At 70.4% G+C, this 21,242-nt stretch carries 21 protein-coding genes and 1 riboswitch; of the genes, 12 read left to right on the forward strand and 9 right to left on the reverse strand.

From position 1 onward, the window contains the following. Positions 1-42: 42 nt before the first annotated feature. Entirely contained in the window at positions 43-501 is a 459-nt protein-coding gene (locus tag AB0M36_RS26970; RefSeq protein WP_364162481.1) for a hypothetical protein, read from the forward strand. Positions 502-635: 134 nt separating this feature from the next. On the opposite strand, the gene AB0M36_RS26975 is transcribed toward AB0M36_RS26970, so the two are convergent. Continuing rightward, positions 636-1,418, reverse strand: a complete 783-nt coding sequence (locus AB0M36_RS26975) for a hypothetical protein (protein ID WP_364162484.1) — start codon at positions 1,416-1,418, stop codon at positions 636-638. Positions 1,419-1,664: 246 nt separating this feature from the next. Here AB0M36_RS26975 and AB0M36_RS26980 point away from each other — a divergent pair, with 246 nt between their 5' ends. Next, on the forward strand, positions 1,665-2,213 hold the full coding sequence (locus AB0M36_RS26980) for a hypothetical protein (protein WP_364162487.1): 549 nt from the start codon (positions 1,665-1,667) through the stop codon (positions 2,211-2,213). A 198-nt stretch (positions 2,214-2,411) separates the two neighbouring features. On the opposite strand, the gene AB0M36_RS26985 is transcribed toward AB0M36_RS26980, so the two are convergent. After that, positions 2,412-2,975 (reverse strand): helix-turn-helix domain-containing protein, encoded by a 564-nt coding sequence (locus tag AB0M36_RS26985; protein WP_364162490.1) that lies wholly within the window; start codon positions 2,973-2,975, stop codon positions 2,412-2,414. A gap of 82 nt (positions 2,976-3,057) precedes the next feature. Between AB0M36_RS26985 and AB0M36_RS26990 the strand changes: the two genes are divergently transcribed. Further along, positions 3,058-3,444 carry a DUF1304 domain-containing protein gene (locus AB0M36_RS26990; protein ID WP_364162493.1) on the forward strand — a complete coding sequence of 129 codons (387 nt, stop codon included), beginning with the start codon at positions 3,058-3,060 and terminating at the stop codon, positions 3,442-3,444. Here AB0M36_RS26990 and AB0M36_RS26995 read toward each other — a convergent pair. Further along, positions 3,406-3,966 (reverse strand): VOC family protein, encoded by a 561-nt coding sequence (locus AB0M36_RS26995; RefSeq protein WP_364162495.1) that lies wholly within the window; start codon positions 3,964-3,966, stop codon positions 3,406-3,408. The two genes, AB0M36_RS26990 and AB0M36_RS26995, sit on opposite strands and share 39 nt — an antisense overlap. Before the next feature lie 58 nt (positions 3,967-4,024). After that, complete coding sequence (locus AB0M36_RS27000; RefSeq protein WP_364162498.1) at positions 4,025-4,579, reverse strand: TetR/AcrR family transcriptional regulator; 555 nt, start codon at positions 4,577-4,579, stop codon at positions 4,025-4,027. Positions 4,580-4,642: 63 nt separating this feature from the next. Between AB0M36_RS27000 and AB0M36_RS27005 the strand changes: the two genes are divergently transcribed. Both AB0M36_RS27005 and AB0M36_RS27010 read left to right on the forward strand, forming a co-directional pair. Further along, positions 4,643-5,614 carry an alpha/beta hydrolase gene (locus AB0M36_RS27005; protein WP_364162501.1) on the forward strand — a complete coding sequence of 324 codons (972 nt, stop codon included), beginning with the start codon at positions 4,643-4,645 and terminating at the stop codon, positions 5,612-5,614. A gap of 225 nt (positions 5,615-5,839) precedes the next feature. After that, a riboswitch (guanidine-III (ykkC-III) riboswitch) is annotated at positions 5,840-5,905 on the forward strand. Positions 5,906-5,919: 14 nt separating this feature from the next. Beyond that, positions 5,920-6,234 (forward strand): SMR family transporter, encoded by a 315-nt coding sequence (locus AB0M36_RS27010; RefSeq protein WP_364162504.1) that lies wholly within the window; start codon positions 5,920-5,922, stop codon positions 6,232-6,234. Between the two features lie 391 nt (positions 6,235-6,625). On the opposite strand, the gene AB0M36_RS27015 is transcribed toward AB0M36_RS27010, so the two are convergent. Then, the gene (locus AB0M36_RS27015; protein ID WP_364162507.1) at positions 6,626-7,519 is read right to left on the reverse strand and encodes a metallophosphoesterase; all 894 of its coding nucleotides are present in this window, start codon (positions 7,517-7,519) and stop codon (positions 6,626-6,628) included. Between the two features lie 25 nt (positions 7,520-7,544). Between AB0M36_RS27015 and AB0M36_RS27020 the strand changes: the two genes are divergently transcribed. After that, positions 7,545-7,997: a GatB/YqeY domain-containing protein gene (locus AB0M36_RS27020; protein WP_364162510.1), complete on the forward strand. Its 453-nt coding sequence runs from the start codon at positions 7,545-7,547 to the stop codon at positions 7,995-7,997. 98 nt (positions 7,998-8,095) lie between these two features. Here the strand turns inward: AB0M36_RS27020 and AB0M36_RS27025 are convergent, their stop codons facing one another. Further along, positions 8,096-10,501 (reverse strand): transglycosylase domain-containing protein, encoded by a 2,406-nt coding sequence (locus tag AB0M36_RS27025; protein WP_364163132.1) that lies wholly within the window; start codon positions 10,499-10,501, stop codon positions 8,096-8,098. A 317-nt stretch (positions 10,502-10,818) separates the two neighbouring features. Here AB0M36_RS27025 and AB0M36_RS27030 point away from each other — a divergent pair, with 317 nt between their 5' ends. Beyond that, a complete protein-coding gene (locus AB0M36_RS27030; protein WP_041832981.1) occupies positions 10,819-11,121 on the forward strand; it encodes a WhiB family transcriptional regulator in 303 nt (100 codons plus the stop codon). Between the two features lie 6 nt (positions 11,122-11,127). On the opposite strand, the gene AB0M36_RS27035 is transcribed toward AB0M36_RS27030, so the two are convergent. The 3 genes from AB0M36_RS27035 to AB0M36_RS27045 form a co-directional block, all read right to left on the reverse strand. Further along, complete coding sequence (locus tag AB0M36_RS27035) at positions 11,128-12,273, reverse strand: ArsA family ATPase (protein WP_364162512.1); 1,146 nt, start codon at positions 12,271-12,273, stop codon at positions 11,128-11,130. Between the two features lie 94 nt (positions 12,274-12,367). After that, the gene (locus AB0M36_RS27040) at positions 12,368-13,318 is read right to left on the reverse strand and encodes an ArsA-related P-loop ATPase (protein ID WP_364162515.1); all 951 of its coding nucleotides are present in this window, start codon (positions 13,316-13,318) and stop codon (positions 12,368-12,370) included. Between the two features lie 32 nt (positions 13,319-13,350). Continuing rightward, positions 13,351-14,313, reverse strand: a complete 963-nt coding sequence (locus AB0M36_RS27045; RefSeq protein WP_364162518.1) for a hypothetical protein — start codon at positions 14,311-14,313, stop codon at positions 13,351-13,353. A 159-nt stretch (positions 14,314-14,472) separates the two neighbouring features. Between AB0M36_RS27045 and AB0M36_RS27050 the strand changes: the two genes are divergently transcribed. The 5 genes from AB0M36_RS27050 to AB0M36_RS27070 all read left to right on the forward strand — a co-directional run bounded on the left by AB0M36_RS27050 (position 14,473) and on the right by AB0M36_RS27070 (position 21,239). After that, positions 14,473-14,628, forward strand: coding sequence for a DUF4177 domain-containing protein (locus tag AB0M36_RS27050; protein WP_364162521.1), 156 nt, complete (start codon positions 14,473-14,475; stop codon positions 14,626-14,628). 55 nt (positions 14,629-14,683) lie between these two features. Next, positions 14,684-15,166: a RidA family protein gene (locus tag AB0M36_RS27055; RefSeq protein ID WP_364162524.1), complete on the forward strand. Its 483-nt coding sequence runs from the start codon at positions 14,684-14,686 to the stop codon at positions 15,164-15,166. 94 nt (positions 15,167-15,260) lie between these two features. Beyond that, entirely contained in the window at positions 15,261-16,052 is a 792-nt protein-coding gene (locus tag AB0M36_RS27060; protein WP_364162527.1) for an MBL fold metallo-hydrolase, read from the forward strand. Then, positions 16,049-19,693, forward strand: coding sequence for an adenylate/guanylate cyclase domain-containing protein (locus AB0M36_RS27065; protein WP_364162529.1), 3,645 nt, complete (start codon positions 16,049-16,051; stop codon positions 19,691-19,693). The genes AB0M36_RS27060 and AB0M36_RS27065 overlap by 4 nt, the downstream gene beginning before the upstream one ends. 31 nt (positions 19,694-19,724) lie before the next feature. After that, positions 19,725-21,239, forward strand: coding sequence for a serine/threonine-protein kinase (locus tag AB0M36_RS27070; RefSeq protein ID WP_364162532.1), 1,515 nt, complete (start codon positions 19,725-19,727; stop codon positions 21,237-21,239). Positions 21,240-21,242 lie beyond the last annotated feature (3 nt).

Genomic DNA, 21,242 nt, shown 5'->3' on the forward strand with positions numbered 1-21,242 from the left:
GGGCACTCAAGTTGGCGGCGGATCGTGCCGATAGGTGCGGCCATGAACAGGAAAGCCTTCATGGCCGCGTGCAGCCTCATCACGGGAGCGGTTTTCGGGCTGGTGCCCGCGGTCGCCGCCCAGGCCGCCGACACGTCCCCCGAGCCTGGCGACGAGAAGCCCATGAGCGACATCCGGATCCAGAGCGCCTACGCCAATCGCGGGGGAGTCGTTCTCAAGAGCGAAATCATCGTTCCCCGTACGGTGTCCAGGAAGGCTGCCTGTCACGGGAGCATCGTGGCCGTCGTTCGCCGTGACGACGCGGTGGTCGGGAGGAAGCGCCTCCCCATCATGAAAAAGCACCTCACCAACATGCACACGTGCTGGATTTCCGGCAAGGTGCCGGCGTCAGGTGGTAACAAGGGCCTTCGCATCACGCTCACGTTCGGCGGCAACGACAAGATGGGCCCCTCCCGGGTGTCGGGCAAGGTGCTCCCGCACGTCCCACGCGTGGGAAGCTGAGCCTTCGCCGGGCGTAGGACGGCATGCCGGTAAAGCGCACCGCCGCCCGGTGGGGAATCGGGCGGCGGCACGCTATCCGCTCCTAGGCGGCATTCGTAGCAGGCGGCAAGCGGTCGGGCCCGCCGAGCTCTGGGCTACTTCCGGGCCTTGAGCAGGATCTTTCCCTGCTGCCTGCCGCAGCTGCCCCATGCGTTCGCCGTGTTGACCTTGAAGACGTACGCGTTCTTGGGGTTCAGGCCGGTGAACGTCTTGGTCCACATGCTGCCCCGCGTCGTGCTGGACGCCGCGGCGGTGGCCACCACCCTGTTGTCCGACATGCGCACCAGCTGGCCCGTGAGCTGGAGGGTGATCTTCGGGTTGCGGGAGTCGTCACGCAGCGGCTGGTCGACCTCAGACTTCTGGTAGCCCCACCACTGGGGGTACTGCATGCTGAATGTCGCCGTGGTGCCGTCGGCTCCACGGGTGGCGGTCGGCTTCATCACCATGCTCGGCGCCAGGGAGAGCTGGGTCATCGTCTGGCTGGGACCCCGGCCCCACTGGTTTTCCCCCCATGCGGTGACCTTGTATGACTGGCAGACGGCGTCCGGGTATGCGATGTCCCCGGCGGCCATGTCGTCCCAGAAGTCGTACCGCGTCGTGGTGGTGCCGTCGCTCACGGTCGCGTGGTAGTGCTCGGCGTTGTCGGCGTCGTGCATCCACAGCCAGACGAAGCCCAGGCTGCCGGGCCGGGTGGCGCGTACGGTCTGGTTGGTGGCCTGGCCCTCCGCCCAGCTGGTCATCCACGGCGCTTCGGAGCCCATTCCGCGGATGGGACCGGGCAGGGGGCCGCCCGCGGCGGCCGCAGCCGGCGTAGATACCAACAACGGCATGCCGACCAGGGCCGCACCGATCACGGCCTTGAGGCGCGACAGCTTCATGGGGTTCCCCTCAGTTCAGGTGCTTGACGCAGGGAACCATCGACCGAAACCTCAAGCCGTACTCATGCCAAAATGTGGGTTTTCGTCAAGGAAGCTGTGGGGCGACGGCGGCACCGCATCGGCGTGCCGGACCCGCCGAACTCGAGGCCTGCGGCAGACCTGCACGAGCGGTGGCGGAGAACCTCGCGGAGGCTACATATGTAGCGGGGAGTGGACTCACAAAGGCGCGCTGGGCAGGATGCAGCCGTGACTGATCTTCCTCACCCGCCGGCGGGTGATCTGACCGGTCCTCCTCCGGTGCCGACGGTGCTGAAGGTGGTCCTTGCGATAGCCATCGCCGCCATTGTCGGTATTTGTGGGGTGTCGTGTGCCGGTTTTTACGTGTACGCGAATCATGACCGGCCCGGGCTGCTCGATAGCCCGGAGGTCAGCGACGCGGCGGACGCTGCCTGCGCCACCATGCGGGCGACGGTGGCCGGGCAGGTTCTGCCACCGAAGGCGACCAATGAGCAAAAAGCTAGCTTCATGGGTACGCAGGATGCGGCTGTTGTTGCCATGGTGGCCGAGATACGGGGCTTGGGCACTAGCAGGCTTGCGGATGACCTGCCGGCCGAGGACTGGCTGGCTGACTGGGAAACGCTGCTTCGAGTGCGCCAGCAGTATGCCGTCGACCTGGTGGCTGGTCGAAAACCGAGCTTTGTCGCCCCGGTTGTTAACGGATTTCCGCTGGTCAACCGCATGAACAGCGTCAGCGTTGGCTGCAAGGTGCCGGCGCAGCTACTCAGCGTTCCCTGACGGGGCGGACCACGGGTCACCGTGCACACAGGCCAGGAACCCGGACCCGTCCGGGCGCCTGGCCTGTGCTGCGCCCGTCGTTATCCGGGAACGGGCGGCTGTCCGCGAGGCACGCCGACGCGATCAGCCAACTGATGCGGCACCGCACGGCTTGGGAGTCATGCAGTAGGGCAGCGGCGGTAGGTGAGCGGACACGGCTCATCGCCAGGTGCGCGCCTCGATGGCGGCGGCGCGGGCCAGGGTGGCGGCGGCCGCGGGAGTGAGGCGGGCGGTGACCAGGACGGCGATCACCGAGCCGGTCAGCAGCTCGGCCCGGTGCGCGGCGGTTTCCGGCGGAAGGGCGCCCGCGAACGCGCGCAGCAATCTGTCGCGGTAGGCGATACCTACCGTGTGTGCGTCGGCGTCGTGGGCTGCGCGCTCGGTGATGGTGTTCACGATGAGGCAACCGCGCCGGGCGAGGGGAGCGGGGGTCCCCGCCATGGCGGCGGCCAGCGATTCGAGGTACTCGACCACCTGATCGATGCCGGCGCCGGGCGCCTCCAAGGCTGACAGGCGCGGCACCGCCACCTCGGCCAGGTAACTCTCCACGGCCAGGGCGAAGAGCTGCTGTTTGCTGCCGAACGCCTGGTAGATGCTGGATCGGTTGAGTCCGGTGACCCGTTCGAGGTCGGCGAGGGACGTGGCCTCGTACCCGTGCTCCCAGAACTGGTCGCGGGCGGCGCGCACCGCGTCCGCCGTCGTGAACGACCTGGTGCGGGCCACGGCTGCCTCCTTGACGAATCTGTACCGATCAGTGCAGTATACGTTCTGAACCGATCGGTACAGAACTCGGAAGGAAGCCGCCGTGCTCCTCGTCGCCCTCGTGGCCGCCACCCTGGCCGCCCTCGTACATGTCCAGTTCTTCGTGTTGGAGAGCGTGCGCTTCACCCAGCCGGCGGTCTGGCGGCGCTTCCTGATCACCTCGCAGCGCGACGCCGACGCGATCCGGCCGATGGCGTTCAACCAGGGCTGGTACAACCTGTTTCTGGCCCTGGGGGTGCTCGCCGGCGTCGCCGCGACCGCGTCGGGCCACACCGTCGCGGGCGGGTCACTGATCGGCCTCGCCAGCGCCTGCATGGCGGGCGCGGGCGTCGTGCTCCTGGCTACCGACCGCCGCTTCGCCCGGGCCGCCGCGATTCAGGCCGCACCTCCGCTAGTGGCCCTCGTCGCCCTTGCCGGCACCACTCTCTAGTGCGTCGAGGTCCGATCGTCCGGTGCTGACGGTCAGGGACCTCAGTGCCTTGTCGAGCGTGCCGAACACGACGTCCGAACCTCCTTCCCAGGCCGGTACCGGATCGGGCTGGCCCGGGGCCGGCGTCCACAGCCACCAGAGGTTCTGCCACGAGTCGAGGATGCGGGCGAGGGTGACTTCGCCGTAGAACGGGGTCGGTTCGGTGATTGTGGTGGCTCCTCGGTCGACGGCACGCCGCAGTGTCTCCGCCGGGTCGCTGACCCAGGCCTGGAGCAGCCCGGGGCGGGCGGGCCATTCGTCGAGCCGGTCGGCGACCATCAGGTCGACGGTGCCGAGGCGTAGCTGGGCGTGGATCAGCTTGCCGTCGGGCGTGTGGGTTCGCGCCTCGGTGGTTTCCGGCACTCCGAAGACCTCGGAGACGAAGCCGACGAAGCCGGCCGCGTCGTCGACGATGACGAACGGATTGAGCACCGCGCCGCCGGCGGGGACCGATTCCTGGGGAAGCAAGGGCTGTGTGGTCATGCCGCGATCGTTGCTCCAGATCCGGCCAGTTCCTGACCGTTGTCGGCGCCAGACGCGGTCAGCCGAATGTGCGGAGAACCATCTCGACGAGTACGGCGACGTCGGCGTCGACCATCGGCTCGCCGGTCATGCCCATCCGGTGGAGCAGGGTTCCGGTGACGATGTCGATGAGGAGCAGGATCCGGTCGTCCGGCTCTCCGAGCGCCTCCTGGAGCGTCAGCCGGTAGGGCTCCTGCAGGCGTTCCGAGAGGATCGTGCGCAATGCCGGATCGTTGATGGCGTCACTGAAGACGCCCGCGAATGCCGCGCCGACGCCGGGTTCGCCGATCTTCGCCGCGACCCAGTGGATGGCCGACGCCATGATCTCGCCGCGGTCGGTGCCCTGTAACCGCACCGGGCCGAAGGCGTCGAGGAGGCAGTCCACGATCAGCGCGCCCTTGGACGGCCATCGCCGGTAGAGCGTTGTCTTGGCGACGCCGGCCGCCACCGCGATGCGATCCATCGTCGCGCCCGCGTAGCCCAGTTCGCTCACGGAGCGCAGGGTCGCGGCGAACGCGGTCGCGTGCAGGTCCGAGCGGGGACGCCCGGCCGCGGAGGGGGTGGAGGACTGCACCGGGTCAGGCTATCCTGGCGATTACGCTACTCGAAGTAGCGTATCTTGAAAGGGGAGGACATCGTGGCTGGCAAGGCGCCGCTCGGCGCCCGCATCATCCTCAAGGACACTCTGGACTGGGAGGCGCTCACCGACGGGCAGGTGATCGCCACGAGCGAGAAGGTCAACCGCCTCCGGTCGTCTCGCGCAGCGCGGATCATCACCGGTCTGCCCGACCATCGCGTACGGATCGAAGAGCGCACAATCGATCTTCCGGGCCGTCGCCTGAAGCTGCGGGTGCACCGGCCGAAGAACGCCGGCCCGCGGTTGCCGTTGATCCTCTCGTTTCATGGCGGGGGTTTCATCACGGGGACCGCCGCGCAGAACGACTGGCTCAACAGTCACCTCGCGGCCCGTTGCCCGGCGGTGGTCGTGTCGGTGGAGTACCGCCTCGCGCCGAAGCATCCGTTGCCGGCGCCGGTCGAGGACGGCTACGACACGCTCGTCCGCTTGCTCGACGACCCCGCCGGTTGGGACGTCGACCCCGCATCCGTCGCGGTCCTCGGCGAGAGCGCCGGCGGCACGATCGCGACGCTCATCGCGCTGCGCGCCCGTAAGGACGGGCCGCCGCTGCGCGCGCAGGTGCTGGCCTATCCGGCCACGGACTGGTCCGAGACCATGACCGAGTACCCCTCGATCGCCGCGAACGCCGGCAACCCGGGGCTCTCGCTGGCTCAGCTGCGTACGTCGCGCAGGGTGAGTGTGCCGCCGTCCCTCGATCCGCGCAGCGTGTCTCCGGTGCGGTTCGAGAATCTCGCCGATCTGCCGCCGACGCTGGTCGTCACGGGCGCGCTGGATCCCTTGGACGACCAGGGACATCGGTACGTCGAGCGGCTCCATGCCGACGGCACCGATGTCCGTCTGACCTGCTATCCGAGGGCCGTGCACGGGTTCATCAGCATGCCCGGCCTCGTTTCCGCCGCCCGCCCGGCCCGCCGCGAGATCCTCGCCTTTCTGCGCGACCACCTGCGCCCGGCGAGCGCGGAAGACCGATGACCGGCGCGGTCGCCCCTGGAATGCGATCTTTCAGAATCCGTCTGGGAATTCACGGATTCAGTCGGTTGTGACGTCGGGCCGGGTCTGGGTGAGGCACCAAGATCGGCGCGGATCTGGTCAGGGGTTCGAGACGCGGCGTTCTGGTAAGGGGTGAGGACGCGGCTGGCGGGTGGCGGGCCCGACCGGATCTGTCGTCGGCGGTGAACGGGACTGGCTAGGCTGGTGGTGATGCCGCGTCGCGGACATCCCGGACGAGTGCGTGTCGTACCCGGCGAGACAAGACGACCGCCCGAGGGTGAGTTGTCATGGCTTGGATCGTCCTGATCATTTCCGGCGTGCTCGAGTCCGTCTGGGCCGTTGCCCTCGCCAAAAGCGCCTCGTTCAGCCGCCCGGTGCCGACCGTGGTCTTCGCGGCGGCATTGGGGTTGAGCATGGTCGGGCTCGGTTACGCGTTGCGCAGCATTCCCGTTGGCACCGGATATGCGATCTGGGTGGGGATCGGAGCCGTGGGCACGGCGATCGTCGGCATGGTCGCCCTCGGCGAATCGACCAGCCTTCCCCGGCTCCTCAGCCTCCTCCTCGTCGTCAGCGGCGTGGTCGGCCTCAAGCTCTTCCACTGAGGCGCCACCAACCGAAGGGCCCGGCGGCAAAGAAGCCGACGGGCCCGAGCGAAAGAAACCGGTGAGGTCAGGCGGCAAAGAGCCGACGGGTCGGGCAGCGCGAGGAACTGACGGGTCCGGCGGCGCGAGGGACCGAAGCGCCCGGCGGCGTAAAAAGGCCGACCCGGCGGGAAGAGGCCGACCGGCGGGAAGAGGCCGACCGGCGGGAAGAGGCCGACCCGACGGAGCGGGCGGCCAAGGGACCGAGGCACCCGGCGGTCGAAAAGAGGCCACCCGGCGGAAGGCCCGACCCGCCGGGCAGAAGGCCGACCCGGCGGTCTCGGCGGCCAAGGGACCGAGGCGCCCCGCGGCAAGGCGGCCGACCCGGCGGGCAAACGAAACGGCCGACGGCTCAGCGGGGAATCAATGTCAGGATCGAGGCCTCCGGCCGGCACGCGAAGCGGATCGGGGCCGTCGGATGGGTGCCCAGCCCCGCCGACACGTGCAGCCACGCCTCGGAGCCCGGCCACCGGTGCAGGCCCTTGGCCATCGCCTGCGGCAGGTCGCAGTTGGTGGTCAGCGCGCCGTAGCCCGGGACGCAGACCTGTCCACCGTGGGTGTGGCCCGCCAGCAGGAGGGTGAAGCCGTCGGCGGCCATCGCGTCGAGGACGCGGGAGGCCGGTGTGTGGGTGACGCCGATGTGCAGGTCGGCGCCGGGGGAGGCGTCGCCCGCCACCGAGGGGTAGTCGTCGCGGTCGACGTGGGGGTCGTCGACGCCTACGAACTCCACTGAGCGGCCGCCGGCCTTGAGCACCGTGCGGGCGTTGTTGAGGTCCGCCCAGCCCGCCTCCCGCAGGGACTGGCGCAGCGTTTCCGTCGGTAGGTCGACGCCCTGGACGTACTCGCGCTCCGGCAGCAGGTATTGCAGCGGGTTCTTCCAGACCGGCCCGCGGTAGTCGTTGGAACCGAAGACGAACGCGCCCGGGAGGCCCAGTAGGGGCTCGAGCGCGCGCAGCACGCCGGGCACCGAGTCGGGGGACGCCATGTTGTCGCCGGTGACCACGACGAGGTCGGGGTCGGTGCCGGCGAGGGCGGCGACCCAGGCCTGCTTGCGGTGCTGGGACGGCATCATGTGCAGGTCCGACAGGTGCAGGATGCGCAGGGGTTCGGCGTCGGGTTCGAGCACCGGGACGCTGAAGCGGCGCAGGGTGAACATGTTGCGCTCGACCAGGGAGGCGTAGGCGAAGGCGGCGCCGCCGGCGGCGGTGATCGCGGCGGCCAGGGCAATAACGGGGCGCTTGCGCATGAAGGCCAGAGTAGTTTGACCGTCCATGGGAACGCTGAAGGACCGTCTGAACGATGACCTGCGCGCGGCGATGAAGGGCCGCGACGAGCTGACTACCTCGACGCTACGAATGGCGCTCTCGGCGGTGCGCACCGCTGAGGTCTCCGGTAACGCCGCGCGGGAGCTCTCCGACGATGAGGTGCTCGCCGTGCTGAGCAAGGAGTCGAAGAAGCGCCGTGAGGCCGCGTCGGCTTTCGAGGGTGCCGGGCGCGCGGAGCAGGCCGCCCGGGAGAATGCCGAGGGTGGCATCCTCGATCGCTACCTGCCGGTCCAGCTGTCCGACGAAGAGATCGCCGAGCTGGTGGCGGGGGCGCTGAACGCCGGTGGATTCAGCGGAAAGGGCCAGCTGGGTCCGGCCATGAAGGCCGCCCAGGCCGCGGTGGCAGGCCGGGCGCAGGGCGGCCGGGTGGCGGCTGAGGTACGCAAGCAGCTCGGCTGACGCCCCAAGGCGAATCGATCCCCCAAGGCGAATCGACGCCTCAAGAGGCATTGGGAACGGGCGGGTGGTGACCCGCCCGTTTCCCGTGAAACAGCGCGTTAGCGACGTCTCGGTCGGGGCCGGTTGCCGCCGTTGCCAGGACCTTCGTCGTCGTCTGCCTTGTCGCGGCCCTTGCTGATCTCGATGCTGACGTATCCGCCCTTGATGGTGCGGCCACTCGGGTTGGTGCCGGCAGCCGTGCCCTTCGGACATTCGGACTCGACCTCGGCGCCGACCGTGGCGCTGAAGCCGGCGCTTTCCAGCCGGGCCAGGGCGCTGTTGATGCTGGCGCACTCGACGTACGGGATCGTGCGCTGGTCGCCGGCCGAGAGCTTGCGGCTCTCGGGCTTCTTGAACTCGACCTTGGGCGTGCCGTCCAGATAGTCCGCGACCGTGTGATAGACGGCGGGGTTGACGATGTTGTGTGACATGTAGTCCCGGTGATCCTGGTAATCCGGGTTCACCATGTAGCCGGCGACGGCCAACGAGCTGCTGCCGATGATGAGCGAGGCCGTCTTGAAGCCGTCCGTGGTGCCGGTCTTGCCGTAGATCGGGTGCCGGATCGTGGCGTACGCCTGGGCCTCGGTGGAGCCGTTGCAATTGCCGACCTGGGCACTGTCGCCGACCGGGCAGCGGGCGGCGTCGAGTGCCGCGCGGGCCACGTCGGGAGAGGTGGCGCGGACGCAGTGCGGCTTGCCGACGTCGATCTTGTCACCGTCATGGGAGGTGATCTGCTCGACCGGTGTGGGGGTGCAGTACATGCCGTCGCCGGCCAGGGTCGCGTACGCGTTGGCCATGTCCAGCGGGGTGGAGGAGTTCACGCCGAGCGTGAAGGCGCCCCATTGATGGGCCGCTTCCTCGGTGGAGGAGAGGTCGATGTCCGTCTGCGTGCGGAACTGGATGCCGAAGCGCTTGGCGACGTCGACGACCTTCTCGGCGCCGACCCGTTCCTGGAGCGGGACGAAGTAGGTGTTGGTGGATCTGCCGAAGCCGCTCCACATGTTCAGGACGCCGCCGGCCTTGCCGTTCGCGTTGCTGGGGCAGTAGTACTTGCCCTGACACGTGGCCGGTCCCGGCGCGATGATGTACTTCGATACGTACTTCTTCGGTGCGTTGATCGAGTACGCCAGCGGGTAGCCGTTCTCCAGCGCCGCGACGATGGTGAACATCTTGTTGACCGAGCCGGCCTGGTAGCCGGTGATGTCGCCGCCGCCACTCATCAGCGGGTTGGTCGTGTTCGGGTACGTACCGCGGATCTTCTTCCTCGCCTTGGCGGGGTCCGAGGAGATCTTGTTCTGCGGATGCTCCGGGTCGTCCAGCTTGAAGCGGCGGTTGGTGGCGAGCGTGCGTACCTTGCCGGTGCCGGGCTGGATGCCGGCCAGGAGCAGGGCGTTCTTGTTCTTGTCCCCGATGCGGTCGACGATGTTTTCGCGGGCGGCGCCCTGGGCCTTGACGTCCATCGAGGTCTGGATGCGGTAGCCGCCGCTCTTGAGCCGCCGCTCCCGGTCGTACGTGGTGGCGCCGAACTCGTTGCGACCCAGCCACCAGCGGTAGAAGTAGTCGCAGAAGAAGCCCCAGTGGTTCTTCGCCACGGAGACACAGCCGTTGCCGACCCGCTGGACCGTTTTGGCGATCTTGGTCTCGGTGGCCTTCTTGGCCTCTTCCGGGGTGATGAAGTTGAGCTCCAGCATGTCCGCGACGACGTAGTCGCGGCGCGCCAACGCCTGCGGGTGGCCGCTGGCGGTGGTCGGGTTGAACGCCGTAGGCGCCTTCACCATGCTGGCCAGCAGGGCCGACTCGGCGATGGTGAGGTCCTTGGGCTTCTTCTTGAAGTAGACCTGGCTGGCGGCGTAGACGCCGTATGACCCGTTGCCGAAGGGCGCCTGGTTGAGGTAGCGCTCGAGGACCTGGTCCTTCGTGAGCTCCTTCTCGACCTGCATGGCGTACTTCATCTCGGTGATCTTGCGCTTGGGTGTGTCCTTGGTGGCGTTGACGACCTCCTGGGGGTTCGTCGCCGAGTACGCCAGGGACATGCGCACGTACTGCATCGTCAGGGTCGAGGCGCCCTGCTGTGAGGACTTGCCGCTGTTGTTGTTGACGAAAGCGCGGGCGACGCCCTTGAGGTCGACGCCGTTGTGCTTGTAGAATTCGTGATCCTCCGCGGCGATGATCGCGTGCTGCATGTGCTTGGAGATGTCTTTCAGCGGAACGTCGCTGCGGAACTCGTCGTAGAAGACTGAGATCTGCGTTTTGTCGTCCGACGCGAAGATTCGGCTGATCTGGGGCGCACTCGCCTGCTTGAGTTCGCCGGGCAGGCTCGCGAACGTTTCGCCGCCGGCCTTGGCGGCCAGACCGGACATCGCCACCGCGGGAAAGGCGGCTGCGGCGACCACGACACCCGCCAGAAGGCCGCAGATCAGCAGCGAGGTCGCATTGGCGAAGATGTTGTGATCGCGTCTGCGCATCCAGGAGGTCACGACAGCAGGGTACGCGAAAGATGCCCATGACCACGCGACGAGTTGGTCACGGTTCGCCCAGAATGATTCTGCCCTCTCGATCGGCAGCGCGGAGCGATTTCTGAGATATCCCGCGAAGTTTTCTCCGTCCGGTCAGAGTGAGATGCCCGGAACTTCCGAGGTATACGTATTTGAGGGACAACGTTGCGTAATCGCCCGACTACGGAGCATGATGGGTCCGGCGAGCTTTCGCACGACGTCTGCGCGGCTTGGGGGACATGAACGCGTGGGCGTCAGGGGGTAATTGCAAGGGGGGACGTGAACAGATGGGAATGATCAGCGACTGGCCCAGCATGGCGGCGTGTCAGAGTGGCGACCCTGACGCGCTATTCGTGCAGGGCGCCGAGCAGAACGTGGCGAAGAGAATCTGCCGAAGCTGCCCGGTCCGCTACGAATGCCTTGCCGACGCACTGGACAACCGGATCGAATTCGGAGTCTGGGGAGGCATGACCGAACGGGAACGGCGAGCCTTGCTGCGCCGGCACCCGCACGTGGCGAGCTGGCGCAAGATGTTCGAAGCCGCACTGCGTGAGAAGGGCGCCGACAAGGTGCTCGTCTCGACCCGCTGATTGGAATTAGTTTGCGGCGGTGAGCGTATCGCCGATCAATCGCAGCCCGTCGACGTCGTGGACGTCGGCGGGCTGCGCCGCGACCGACACCGTGGGCACATTCGGAAACGCGCCGGTGAATTGCGCGGCGACCCGTACCTCTCGGTCGATCTGCCGGAGCAACCCGGCATGCACCCGCAGCGCGTCCGCCGTGATCCGCTGATCGCCCTCGGCGTCCAGCGTGGCCGCCGCGGCCTCGGCCGCGGCCAGCGGGACCGACTCCAGGGCCGCGCAGTGGGTGCGGTTGAACACCAGACCGGCAAGCGGCATCCGCTCGGCGACCAGCCGCTCGGCGAAATACGCGGCCTCCCGGACCGCGTCCCGCTCCGGAGCAGCGACCAGCAGGAAGGCGGTCTGCGGGTCCTGCAGGATTCGGTACGTCTCGTCGGCGCGCTGCCGGAAGCCACCGAACATGGAGTCCAGCGCGGCGACGAAGCCGGAGAGATCGGTGAGCAACTGGGCGCCGAGAACCTTCTGCACCGCCCGGGAGAAGATTCCGAAGGAGGCGGTGACCAGGCTGAACATGCTGCGCCCGCCGCGCGCCGGAGCCATCAGCATGCGCAGCATGCGGCCGTCGAGAAAGCGGGACAGCCGCGCAGGGGCGTCGAGGAAGTCGAGTGCGGAGCGCGAAGGCGGCGTGTCGACCACGATCAGATCCCACTCCTCGCGGGAGCGCAGCTGACCGAGCTTCTCCATCGCCATGTATTCCTGGGTGCCCGAGAAGGTCGAGCTCATGGCCTGGTAGAAGGGGTTCGCGAAGATCTCCGCGGCCCGCTGCGGCGAGGTGTGCGCCTGCACGACCTCGTCGAACGTGCGCTTCATGTCGAGCATCATGGCGTGCAGCTCGCCGCCGGTCGCCACATCGATGCCCTTGACCTGCCGCGGCGTGTTGTCGAGCTCGTTCAGGCCCATGGACTGGGCCAGTCGGCGCGCCGGGTCGATGGTCAGCACCACCGTGCGGCGGCCGTGTCGTTCGGCGGCGCGCAGCCCGAGCGCGGCGGCCGTGGTGGTCTTGCCGACGCCTCCGGCGCCGCAACACACCACGATGCGGGTCGCCGGGTCCGCCAGCAGGGCGTCGACGTTCAGGCGCGGGGCGGTCTGATCAGCGGCCACGCTTCGAGCGTACTGACTCGAGGCTCGGGTCGCGGCCTTCAGTGGTGCGGTGTGTGGCGGGTCAGACACTCCCGGCGCCCGGACGGCTCGCGGGTCAGGCGCTCATGAGGAGGTCGGCGAAGTGGTCCAGGCTGTCCCGGTCCACGCCGCCGGCGAGCAGGGGCAGCTCCACCATCGGGAGGTCGGTCTCGGCGAGCTCGGCGCGCAGGGACTCCTCGAGCCCGTGCCGGGTCAGGTGGGCCTTCGCCTCGGCGTGCAGCCCGGCCACCGTCGCCGGATCGGTCGGCAGGCCGGCCGCGGCCAGCCCGCGCTTGAGCTCCGCCTTCGTGACCTTCGCGCCGGCCAGCAGAGGGGACCGGGCGCCGTTGACGATGATCCGGCCGACCGGGATGTGCAGGCCGTTCAGCTCCTCGATGGCGTCGAGGCTCTCTTGCACGGGCATCTCCTCCAGCAGCGTCACCACATGCACGGAGGTGATCGGCGACCGCAGCAGCGAGGCGACCCCGTCGCTCTGCGTCTTGATCGGTCCCATCTTCGCCAGCTTGGCGGTCTCGGCGGTGACGTTGAGGAACCGTCCGATGCGGCCGGTCGGCGGCGCGTCGAGCACGACCGCGTCATACGCCCGGCGGCCGTCCGACGAACGGGTGGTCGCCTCCTTGACCTTGCCGGTGAGCAGCACGTCACGCAGGCCCGGTGCGATGGTGGTGGCGAAGTCGATGGCGCCGATCTTGCGCAGCGCGCGCCCGGCGGCGCCGAGCTTGTAGAACATGTCGAGGTATTCGAGCAGGGCTTCCTCGGGGTCCACGGCGAGCGCCCGGACCTCGCCGTGCGCGTCGGGCGGGGTGGCGATGCGCCGCTCCGCATAGGGCAGCGGCTCGATGCCGAAGAGCTGGGCGATGCCCTGCCGACCCTCCACCTCGACCAGCAGCGTGCGGTGCCCGTCGGCGGCCAGGCCGAGGGCCAGCGCCGCCGCCACGGTGGTCTTGCCGGTGCCGCCCTTGCCCGTCACGACGTGAAGACGGGCGGGCCAATCGCTTCTACCCACGCTTTCGAGCGTACGGGCTCGGGTCGCCAAGCTCAGCCGGCGACGTCGCAGACGAGCCAGCCGGTCTTGCGGACCACCGTGAACGTCAGCTGCTGCTGCGCCGTCTTCTCGTCGTCGGTGGTCATCGTGAGCTGCACCGCCACCATGGCCTTCTCCTCGTCCTGACCCGAGACGGCCGGCTCGCTCCAGCGGTAGGTCGGCGCCTGGTACTCGTTCGCGTACCCCTTGATCTGGTCGACCCGCTGTTGGATCTTGTCCTCGTCGCGGGCCTCGCGGCAGACGTGCTCGCCGGCCGAGGTCGCGTCCTGCTGGGTGTAGACCGAGGTCAGGAAGCGGTCGACGGCCGTGGCCGGGTCCGGCGAGCCCTTGCCGCTGTCGGCGTTGCGCAGCAGCAGGACCGCGGAGAGCGTGCCGCCGCCGAACAGCAGGAGCGTCACGACCAGGGCCAAGGTGACCCACAGCCCGGTGCGCCGGGGTCGACGCGCCGACTCCTCGACGAAGCCGGTCTCGGTGTGGCTCGGGTCGAACGGCACCTCCCACGGATGCGGCAGCATGCTCAGCGGGATCGCCTCGGTCGGCTGGTCGTGCTGGACGCCGGGCTGCACCTCGGCCGGCGGCGAGTGCTCGAAGGCGAGGTGGTCAGGTGGGTGCGTGTGCCACTCGCCGGGCTTCTCGTGCTTGGCGTGGAACGGTTCGCTCGGCGGCGGCTGATGCCAGACGACCTCGCCCTCCACCGTCTCGCCGTGCAGGGCGTCGCTGGTCGAGCCGACGACCGCCGGGATCACCTCGGTCGCGGAGGCCGTGTCGCCGGGTGGGGCAGCCGTCGGGGGCCACTCCGGGGGGCCGGGATGGCCGGGTTCGCCGGGATAGGCGCCCAGCGGCGGCCAGGACGGCGGCGACGGCGGCGGGGAGGCGTCGATGAAGTCGGAGACCGGTGCCTCCGCGGCGGCGATCGATGAGGTCCGCCCGGGTTCTCCCTGCGACGGTCGCGTCATCGTTACCCCCTGTTCTCCGCCTGCGGGACAGGCACACCACCCCCACGTCAGGGTAATGGAATCCGGTCGGCCGCGAGGCCGCTCCGGCTGCCTGGCTAGGCTGTCGCCGAAGTGCGGGCCGGGGGGCTCGAGCGGACTATCTCTGGGAGCTGCGAGCAAATGCAGAAGTGGGAGTACGTGACCGTGCCGCTGCTGGTCCACGCGACCAAGCAGATCCTCGACAACTGGGGCGACGACGGCTGGGAGCTGGTGCAGGTCGTGCCGGGCCCGAACTCGGAGCAGCTGGTGGCGTACATGAAGCGGGAGAAGTCATGATCGACTGCACCGAGCGCAGCGAGGGCCAGGAGAGCATGACAACTGGGGCACAGTCATGACCGTGCCTACGCCGGTCAGCGGCGATGACGCGTACGCGAAGCTGGCCGAGCTGGGCCTGACCCTGCCCAGCGTCGTGCCGCCGCTGGCGTCGTACGTGCCGGCGGTGCAGTCCGGCAACTACGTGTACACCTCGGGGCAGATTCCGATGGTGGACGGGAAGCTGCCGTACACCGGCAAGGTCGGCGGGGACGTCACCGCCGAGCAGGGCGTGGAGATGGCCCGGATCTGCGCCCTGAACGCTCTGGCGGCGATCGACGCGCTGGTGGGCCTGGGTCGGGTCATCAAGATCGTGAAGGTGACCGGGTTCGTGGCGTCGGCCGAGGGCTTCACCGGGCAGCCCGGCGTGATCAACGGCGCCTCGCAGCTTCTCGGCGACGTCTTCGGCGAGCGGGGGCGGCACGCCCGCAGCGCGGTCGGCGTCTCGGAACTGCCGCTGGGCGCGCCGGTCGAGGTCGAAGTCATGGCCGAGATCGCCTGACGCTGGTCCGGCCCGGGACGCCGATCCCGGGCCCGACCGCCGTTGCCGCCGGTCGCACCACGTGTGTTCGATCCGGTGGCCTCGGCGACGTACCATGCGCTGGGGGGTGGCGTCTGTGTCGTCGCAGGTCGAGCGGTTGCCGGAGTGGGTCACGCCGATGCTGGCGCCCAACGCTGGGCCGATGACGCTGGACGGCACCAACACGTGGGTGCTGCAGGCCCCCGGAGTCCCCGACGCGGTCGTCATCGACCCCGGTCCCGACGACCCGGGGCATCTCGCCTCCATCGCCGAGCACCGGCCGCTGAGCGCCATTCTGATCACGCACGGCCACCACGATCACGTCGAGGGCGCCGAGACGCTCTCCCGAATGCTCGGCGGGGTGCCGATCCTCGCCGCCGATCCGAAGCACGGCGATCCGCTGCCGTCGCGGCTGCGGCTGGCCGGGCTGGACATCGAGGTCGTCGCGACGCCGGGGCACACCTCCGACTCGGTGTGCTTCGTGGTCGAGGACGCCGTGTTCACCGGCGACACCCTGCTCGGGCGGGGCACGACCGTGGTGGCGTGGCCCGACGGCGATCTGGGGGCATACCTCGGGAGTCTCGAGACGCTTCGGGCGTACCCGTTGCTGATGTTGCCCGGCCACGGCCCGGTGCGGCCCGACTGCGCCGAGGTCGCGGAGGCCTATCTGGCGCACCGGCGGGAGCGGCTCGACCAGGTCCGCGCCGCGCTCGCCGCCGGCGCCGACACGCCCGAGGCGATCGTCGATGTGGTCTATCCCGATATCGACCCGGGCGTCCGGTTCGCGGCCGAGTGGTCCGCGCGCGCCCAGCTCGAGTTTCTGAGGCGGGAATCACCACGCACCCGGGAACAGTTGGACCCGCTGTGACCTGTCCTGTGTGCGGAACCGTGGCCGTTCCCGGCGCCCGGTTCTGCCACAACTGCGGTGCGGCCCTGCCCGCCGCCGCGACGCTGCCCGCGGCGGAGCGACGCATCGTCACGGTGCTCTTCGGCGACCTCTCGGACTTCACCTCCTGGTCGGAGGACCTCGACCCCGAGCGCGTCGGTGCGGTCACCGACCGGGTGCTCGCGGCGCTCGCCGGCGCCGTCAAGACCTTCGGCGGGCACGTCGACAAGCTCACCGGCGACGGGATCATGGCGGTCTTCGGGGCGCCGGTCGCGCACGAGGACGACGCCGAACGCGCGGTCCGGGCCGCGCTGAGCATGCAGCGCGCGGTTCGGCGGGTGCTGGACGACGAGCGCGGCGGTGGCGCCCCGCTCGGGCTGCGCGTCGGCCTGAACACCGGCGAGGTCGTCGCCGGCATCCAGGCCTCGATCGAATACACGGTCATCGGCGACACGGTGAACACCGCCGCCCGGCTCGCCGACGCCGCCGCGGTCGGCGCGGTCTACGCGGGCGCGCGCACCTCCGCCGGCACCCGGCACGTCGCCTCCTGGCGGCAGCTGCGCGCGTTGCGGCTCAAGGGTAAGCGGGAGCCGGTGCCGGCGTACGAGCTGCTCGGCCTGCACGACGCCCCGGGCACGCGGTCGGGAGTCGGCGACGAGGCGCCGTTCGTGGGTCGGGAGACCGAGCTGGGCCGGGTCGCCGGCCGGCTGGCCGAGGTCATCGACTCCGGCAACCCGCGGGTGATGGTGATGACCGCGGAGGCGGGCATCGGCAAGACCCGGTTCGCGGGCGAGGTCAAGCGCCTGGCGGCCGGATACGACGTGGGCGCCGGGCGGTTCGCCGCGCACACCGGCGCCCGGGTGCTGCGGGCCCGGTGCCGGGCGTTCGGCGAGCGCCGGCGGTTCGCGCCGCTGGCGGACCTGGTCCGCAAGTCCGTCGGCCTGCCCAAGGACGTCGCCTCGACGGTCAGCCGCGCGGTGGTCGAGGAGCGGCTGCGCAAGCTCGTCGCCCGGCTGAGCCGCGACGGTGAGGCCCCGGAGATCGACATCGACCGGCTGCTCGCCCTCCTCGGGTACGGCGAGGTCCCGGCGAACCCGGTCGGCGCGGCCGCAGTCGCGGAATGGCAGCCGACCGGCGGCGCACAGCCCGACTCCGAGACGGTCCCGGTCGCGGTCGCGGAGCTGCTGACCGCGCTGGCCCGGGAGGCGCCGCTGGTCGTCATCGTCGACGACCTGCACGACGCCACCGCCGAGACCATCGACGCGCTCGGCGGGGTGCTGTCGCGCCTCGACGGGCCGGTGGTCATGCTGCTGCTCGGCCGCCCGGAACTGGTGCGTACGGCCGGCGCCCTGACCCGCCTCGCGGACGCCGAGATCCACACCCTGCCGCCGCTGCGCGGTGCGGACGCGTCGCGGCTGCTCACGTCGTACCTGAACGGCGGAAAGCTTCCGCAGCCGGACGCGGACCGCCTGCTGGCTACCGCACAGGGCAATGCGTTCTACCTGGCCGAGCTCGTCACGCTGCTGCTGGAGCGCGGTTCGCTGATGCCCGCGGTCGGTGCGAACGCGGCCGGGAAGTGGCAGCTCGCCGGTGGGGCGATGGGCAGCCGGTTGCTGTCGCGCGACCTCGCCGCCGTGCTCGCCGCGCGCATCGACGCCCTGCCGACCGAGCCCCGGTCGGTGCTGCGCGACGCCGCCGTGGTGGGTGACACCGTGCCAACGGGCGTGGTCGAGGCGCTGCGCGAGCGCCGGTCGCCGGGCGACGCGCGGCCGGGCGCGTTCGCCGCGGTCGAGCTGGAACGGGCGGTCGACGAGCTGCTCCAACGCCGCATGCTGCACCGGGTCCGGGGCGGATATGCCTTCACCACCCCGCTGATGCGCGAGGCGGCGTACGCGGGCATCGGCAAGGCCGACCTGGCGGACCGGCACGCCTACCTGGCGCGCTGGGCCGCGCCCGAGACGATCGACGTGCTCGGATATGACGGCGCCTCCCGGCTGAGCCTGGGCGAGAACGAGCGGGACGCGTTCGTGGCCACCCACGCCGAATGCGCGATGGAGCTGGCCGACGCCGTGCGGCTGCGCCCCGAAGCCAGCGTCCGCGAGGTCGCGCCGCTGGGCGTCGCCGCGCTCGGCCGGCTGGCCCGGCGGGCGCTCGCCAACATCGAACCGGCCGCCTCCATCGCGTACGCCGAGCGTGCTGCCGCCCTCGCCAAGGCCGGCCTGCCCCTGTCCGACCAACTCGTGCACGCGCGGGCCCTGCTGCGGCTGGGCCGCGCCACGGAGGCGCTGGCCTGCGGCGAGAAGATCGCCGGCGCCGCCGAGGACGAGCCGGTGTGTCAGGCGGAGGCGCTGCTGGTGGTGGGCCGCGCCCGGGAAGCGCTGGGCGACGTGCCCCGGGCGGTCACCGCCTGGCAGGAGGCCCTGAAGGTCGCGACCGAAGCCGAGCTGGCGCCGGAACGGGCCAACGCCATGCGCCGGCTGGGCATGGCCGACTTCCTGTCCGGCCGGCTCAGCCAGGCGAGCAGCCGGTTCGCGGCCGCGTACCAGGTGACGCTGGCCGCCGGTGACCGGCACGGGCAGGCGTGGGCGCTGCAGAACCTGGCCTGGGTGACGACGACCCGCGGCGACTTCCCCGGCACCGACGCGGTGCTGGGGCGGGCCGCACGGCTCTTCGCCGAGTTGGGCGACCCGGTGGGCCGCTCGTGGCTGCGCGGCACGACGGCGTTCGCCCGGCTGCTGGCCGGGCGGCTGCACGAGTCACGGCGGCTGGCCCGCATCTTCCTGCCCTTCGGCGACCGGGTCGGCGAGGGCTGGGCGGTCGGCACGCTGCGGTCCGTGGAGGCGTACGCGGCCGCGGAACTGGGCGACCTCGCGGAGGCGGACGGCGAGGCGCGCCGGGCGTACCGGGACTTCGACAAGGTCTCCGACGACTGGGGCCGCGGCCTCGCGCTGGTCGTCCGTGGGGTCATCGCCCGAGGTCTGGGCGAGTTCGACCACGCCGACGACCTGCTCGCCGACGCGCTCGAGCATGCCGGGCGCACCGGACATCCCCTGCTGCTCGGCATGGCCGGCACGCTGCGCGGTTTCGTGGCGTTGCAGCGCGGCGACAACGAGGCCGCCGAGGAAGCCGCGCGCCGGGTCATGACCACGGTCGAGCCGCACAATCCGCTGGCGCCCGCCCAGGTGGGGCCGCGGGTCCTGCTGGCCGAGGCACGCCTGCGGGTGGGCGATCCGGGTACGGCGATCGGCCTGCTCGCCCCGATCGCGAGCGACACCAGTGGCTCGTTGCTGTTCTCGCGGCGGCACGCGCTGGCGTCGTACGCGTCCGCGCTGCTCGTCGACGGCCGGGTGAGCGAGGCGGCCGAGTGGATCCGTCGGGCGCGGGAGATTCCGGCCGAGGATGTGCGCAGTGGGGTGGTCGCGGCGCTGGTGCAGGCCAGGGTCAGCGCGGCCGCCGGGGACATGTCGGGCGCAAGGGACGCCGCGGAGGAAGCCGTACTGCTGGCGCACTCGACCGAACAGGCCAGCGAACGGGTCGTCGCGGAGGATCTGCGAGACGCTCTGGCACCCTCCATCGTGGAACCGCCGGAATCTGTCGCTTACGCGTCTGACGTGCCGGGATGATCCGGCACGCGGGTCGCGTATTTTCTAAGCCGTGACGGATACCCCGCCTGGTCGCCTGCCGGTCCCCTACGTGCCAGGTATGTCCGGTCTGACCGTCATGGCTCGCGGAGGGTACGCGACCGTGTACCGAGCGACACAGGACTCGGTCGGCCGAGAGGTCGCGATCAAGGTCGAGAACCGAACTCTCGACAATCCGCGGGATCAGGCCCGCTTCCTGCGGGAGGCGAAGGCGGCCGGCCGGATGTCGTCGCACCCGCACGTCGTCGACCTCTTCGACGTCGGCGTCACGGTGGACCAGCATCCGTACCTGATCATGGAACTGTGCGACGGCTCGTACCTGGATCGCATGCGCGTCTCCCCGCTCGGCGCCGTGGAGGCCCGCGACCTGGGGGTGAAGATCGCCGACGCGCTCGTGCACTCGCACGCGAACGGCGTGCTGCATCGCGACGTGAAGCCGGCCAACATCCTCTACTCACACTTCAACCCGGCGGTGCTCGCCGACTTCGGGCTCGCCGTGCTCGGCGAGATGCGCGACTCGTCGGTGACCCTCGAGGTGCTGACCCCCGCCTACGCGCCGCCCGAGATGTTCTCGCACGCCGACCCGTCGGGCGCCGTCGACGTGTACGCGCTCTGCGCCACCCTCTACGCCGTCATGCGAGGACGGCCGCCGCGCTGGGAGTCCGACCGCAGCCCCAGCCTGATCTCCCTGATGGACCTCTTCCACCAGCCGATCCCGGAGCTGCCCGGCGTGCCGCCGGCCCTGCTCGAGGTGCTGCGATACGGGATGGCGAACGACCCGCGGGACCGGCCGACCGCCGAGCAGCTGCGGGAGATGCTCGCCGGCCTGCGGCTGCACCCCGCCAACAACGCCGCGCCGAACGTGTACCGGTCCTCGACGTTCGTGCCGCCGGCGCCCCGGCCGTACCCGCCCTCGACGCAGCCGCGCCCGGTGCCGCCGGTGACGCCCACCCGGGACGCGTCCAGGGCCGACGAGACCCCGACCGTGCACACCGAGAACCCCAAGCGCGGCAAGCGCCGCTGGCTGTTCGGCGGCTTCGGGGTGTCCCTGCTGATCGCCGCCTCGATCGGCGGCGCGCTGCTCGCGTCGTCGCAGGGTCCGGTCGTCCGCTCGCTCGCGTCCCGGCTCGCCGTTCCGGCCACCTCGACGCTGCCGACGGCGATGTCGCGCCTGCCGGGCTGTCGCGCCCTGCGCGCCCACTGCCCCGAAGAGCTGGAATGCTTCACGCCACGGCCGGAGACCCCGGCGGTGGCTCGCGAGGTGTCCTGCGCCCGGCGGCACAGCTGGGAGGTCTTCGCGGTGGGCTCCCTGCCGTCGCACGTGGACCCCCAGGACCGGGACGCGGTCACCACAGACCCCAGCGTGCAGCGGGTGTGCAGCCGGGAGATGTTCCGGCGGACCACGACCCGCACCGACAGCACCGAGTGGGCGCTGTCGGTGCTGCCGCCGACCTCCGACCGGACCTTCCGCTGCCTCGCCGGGCGCGGCGCCGACCAGCTCCAGGGGCCGGTGCTGGCCCGCGGCTGAGCC

Origin of the sequence: Actinoplanes sp. NPDC051346, assembly GCF_040682215.1 — a bacterium.
In the GTDB taxonomy this organism is placed as follows: Bacteria; Actinomycetota; Actinomycetes; order Mycobacteriales; family Micromonosporaceae; genus Actinoplanes.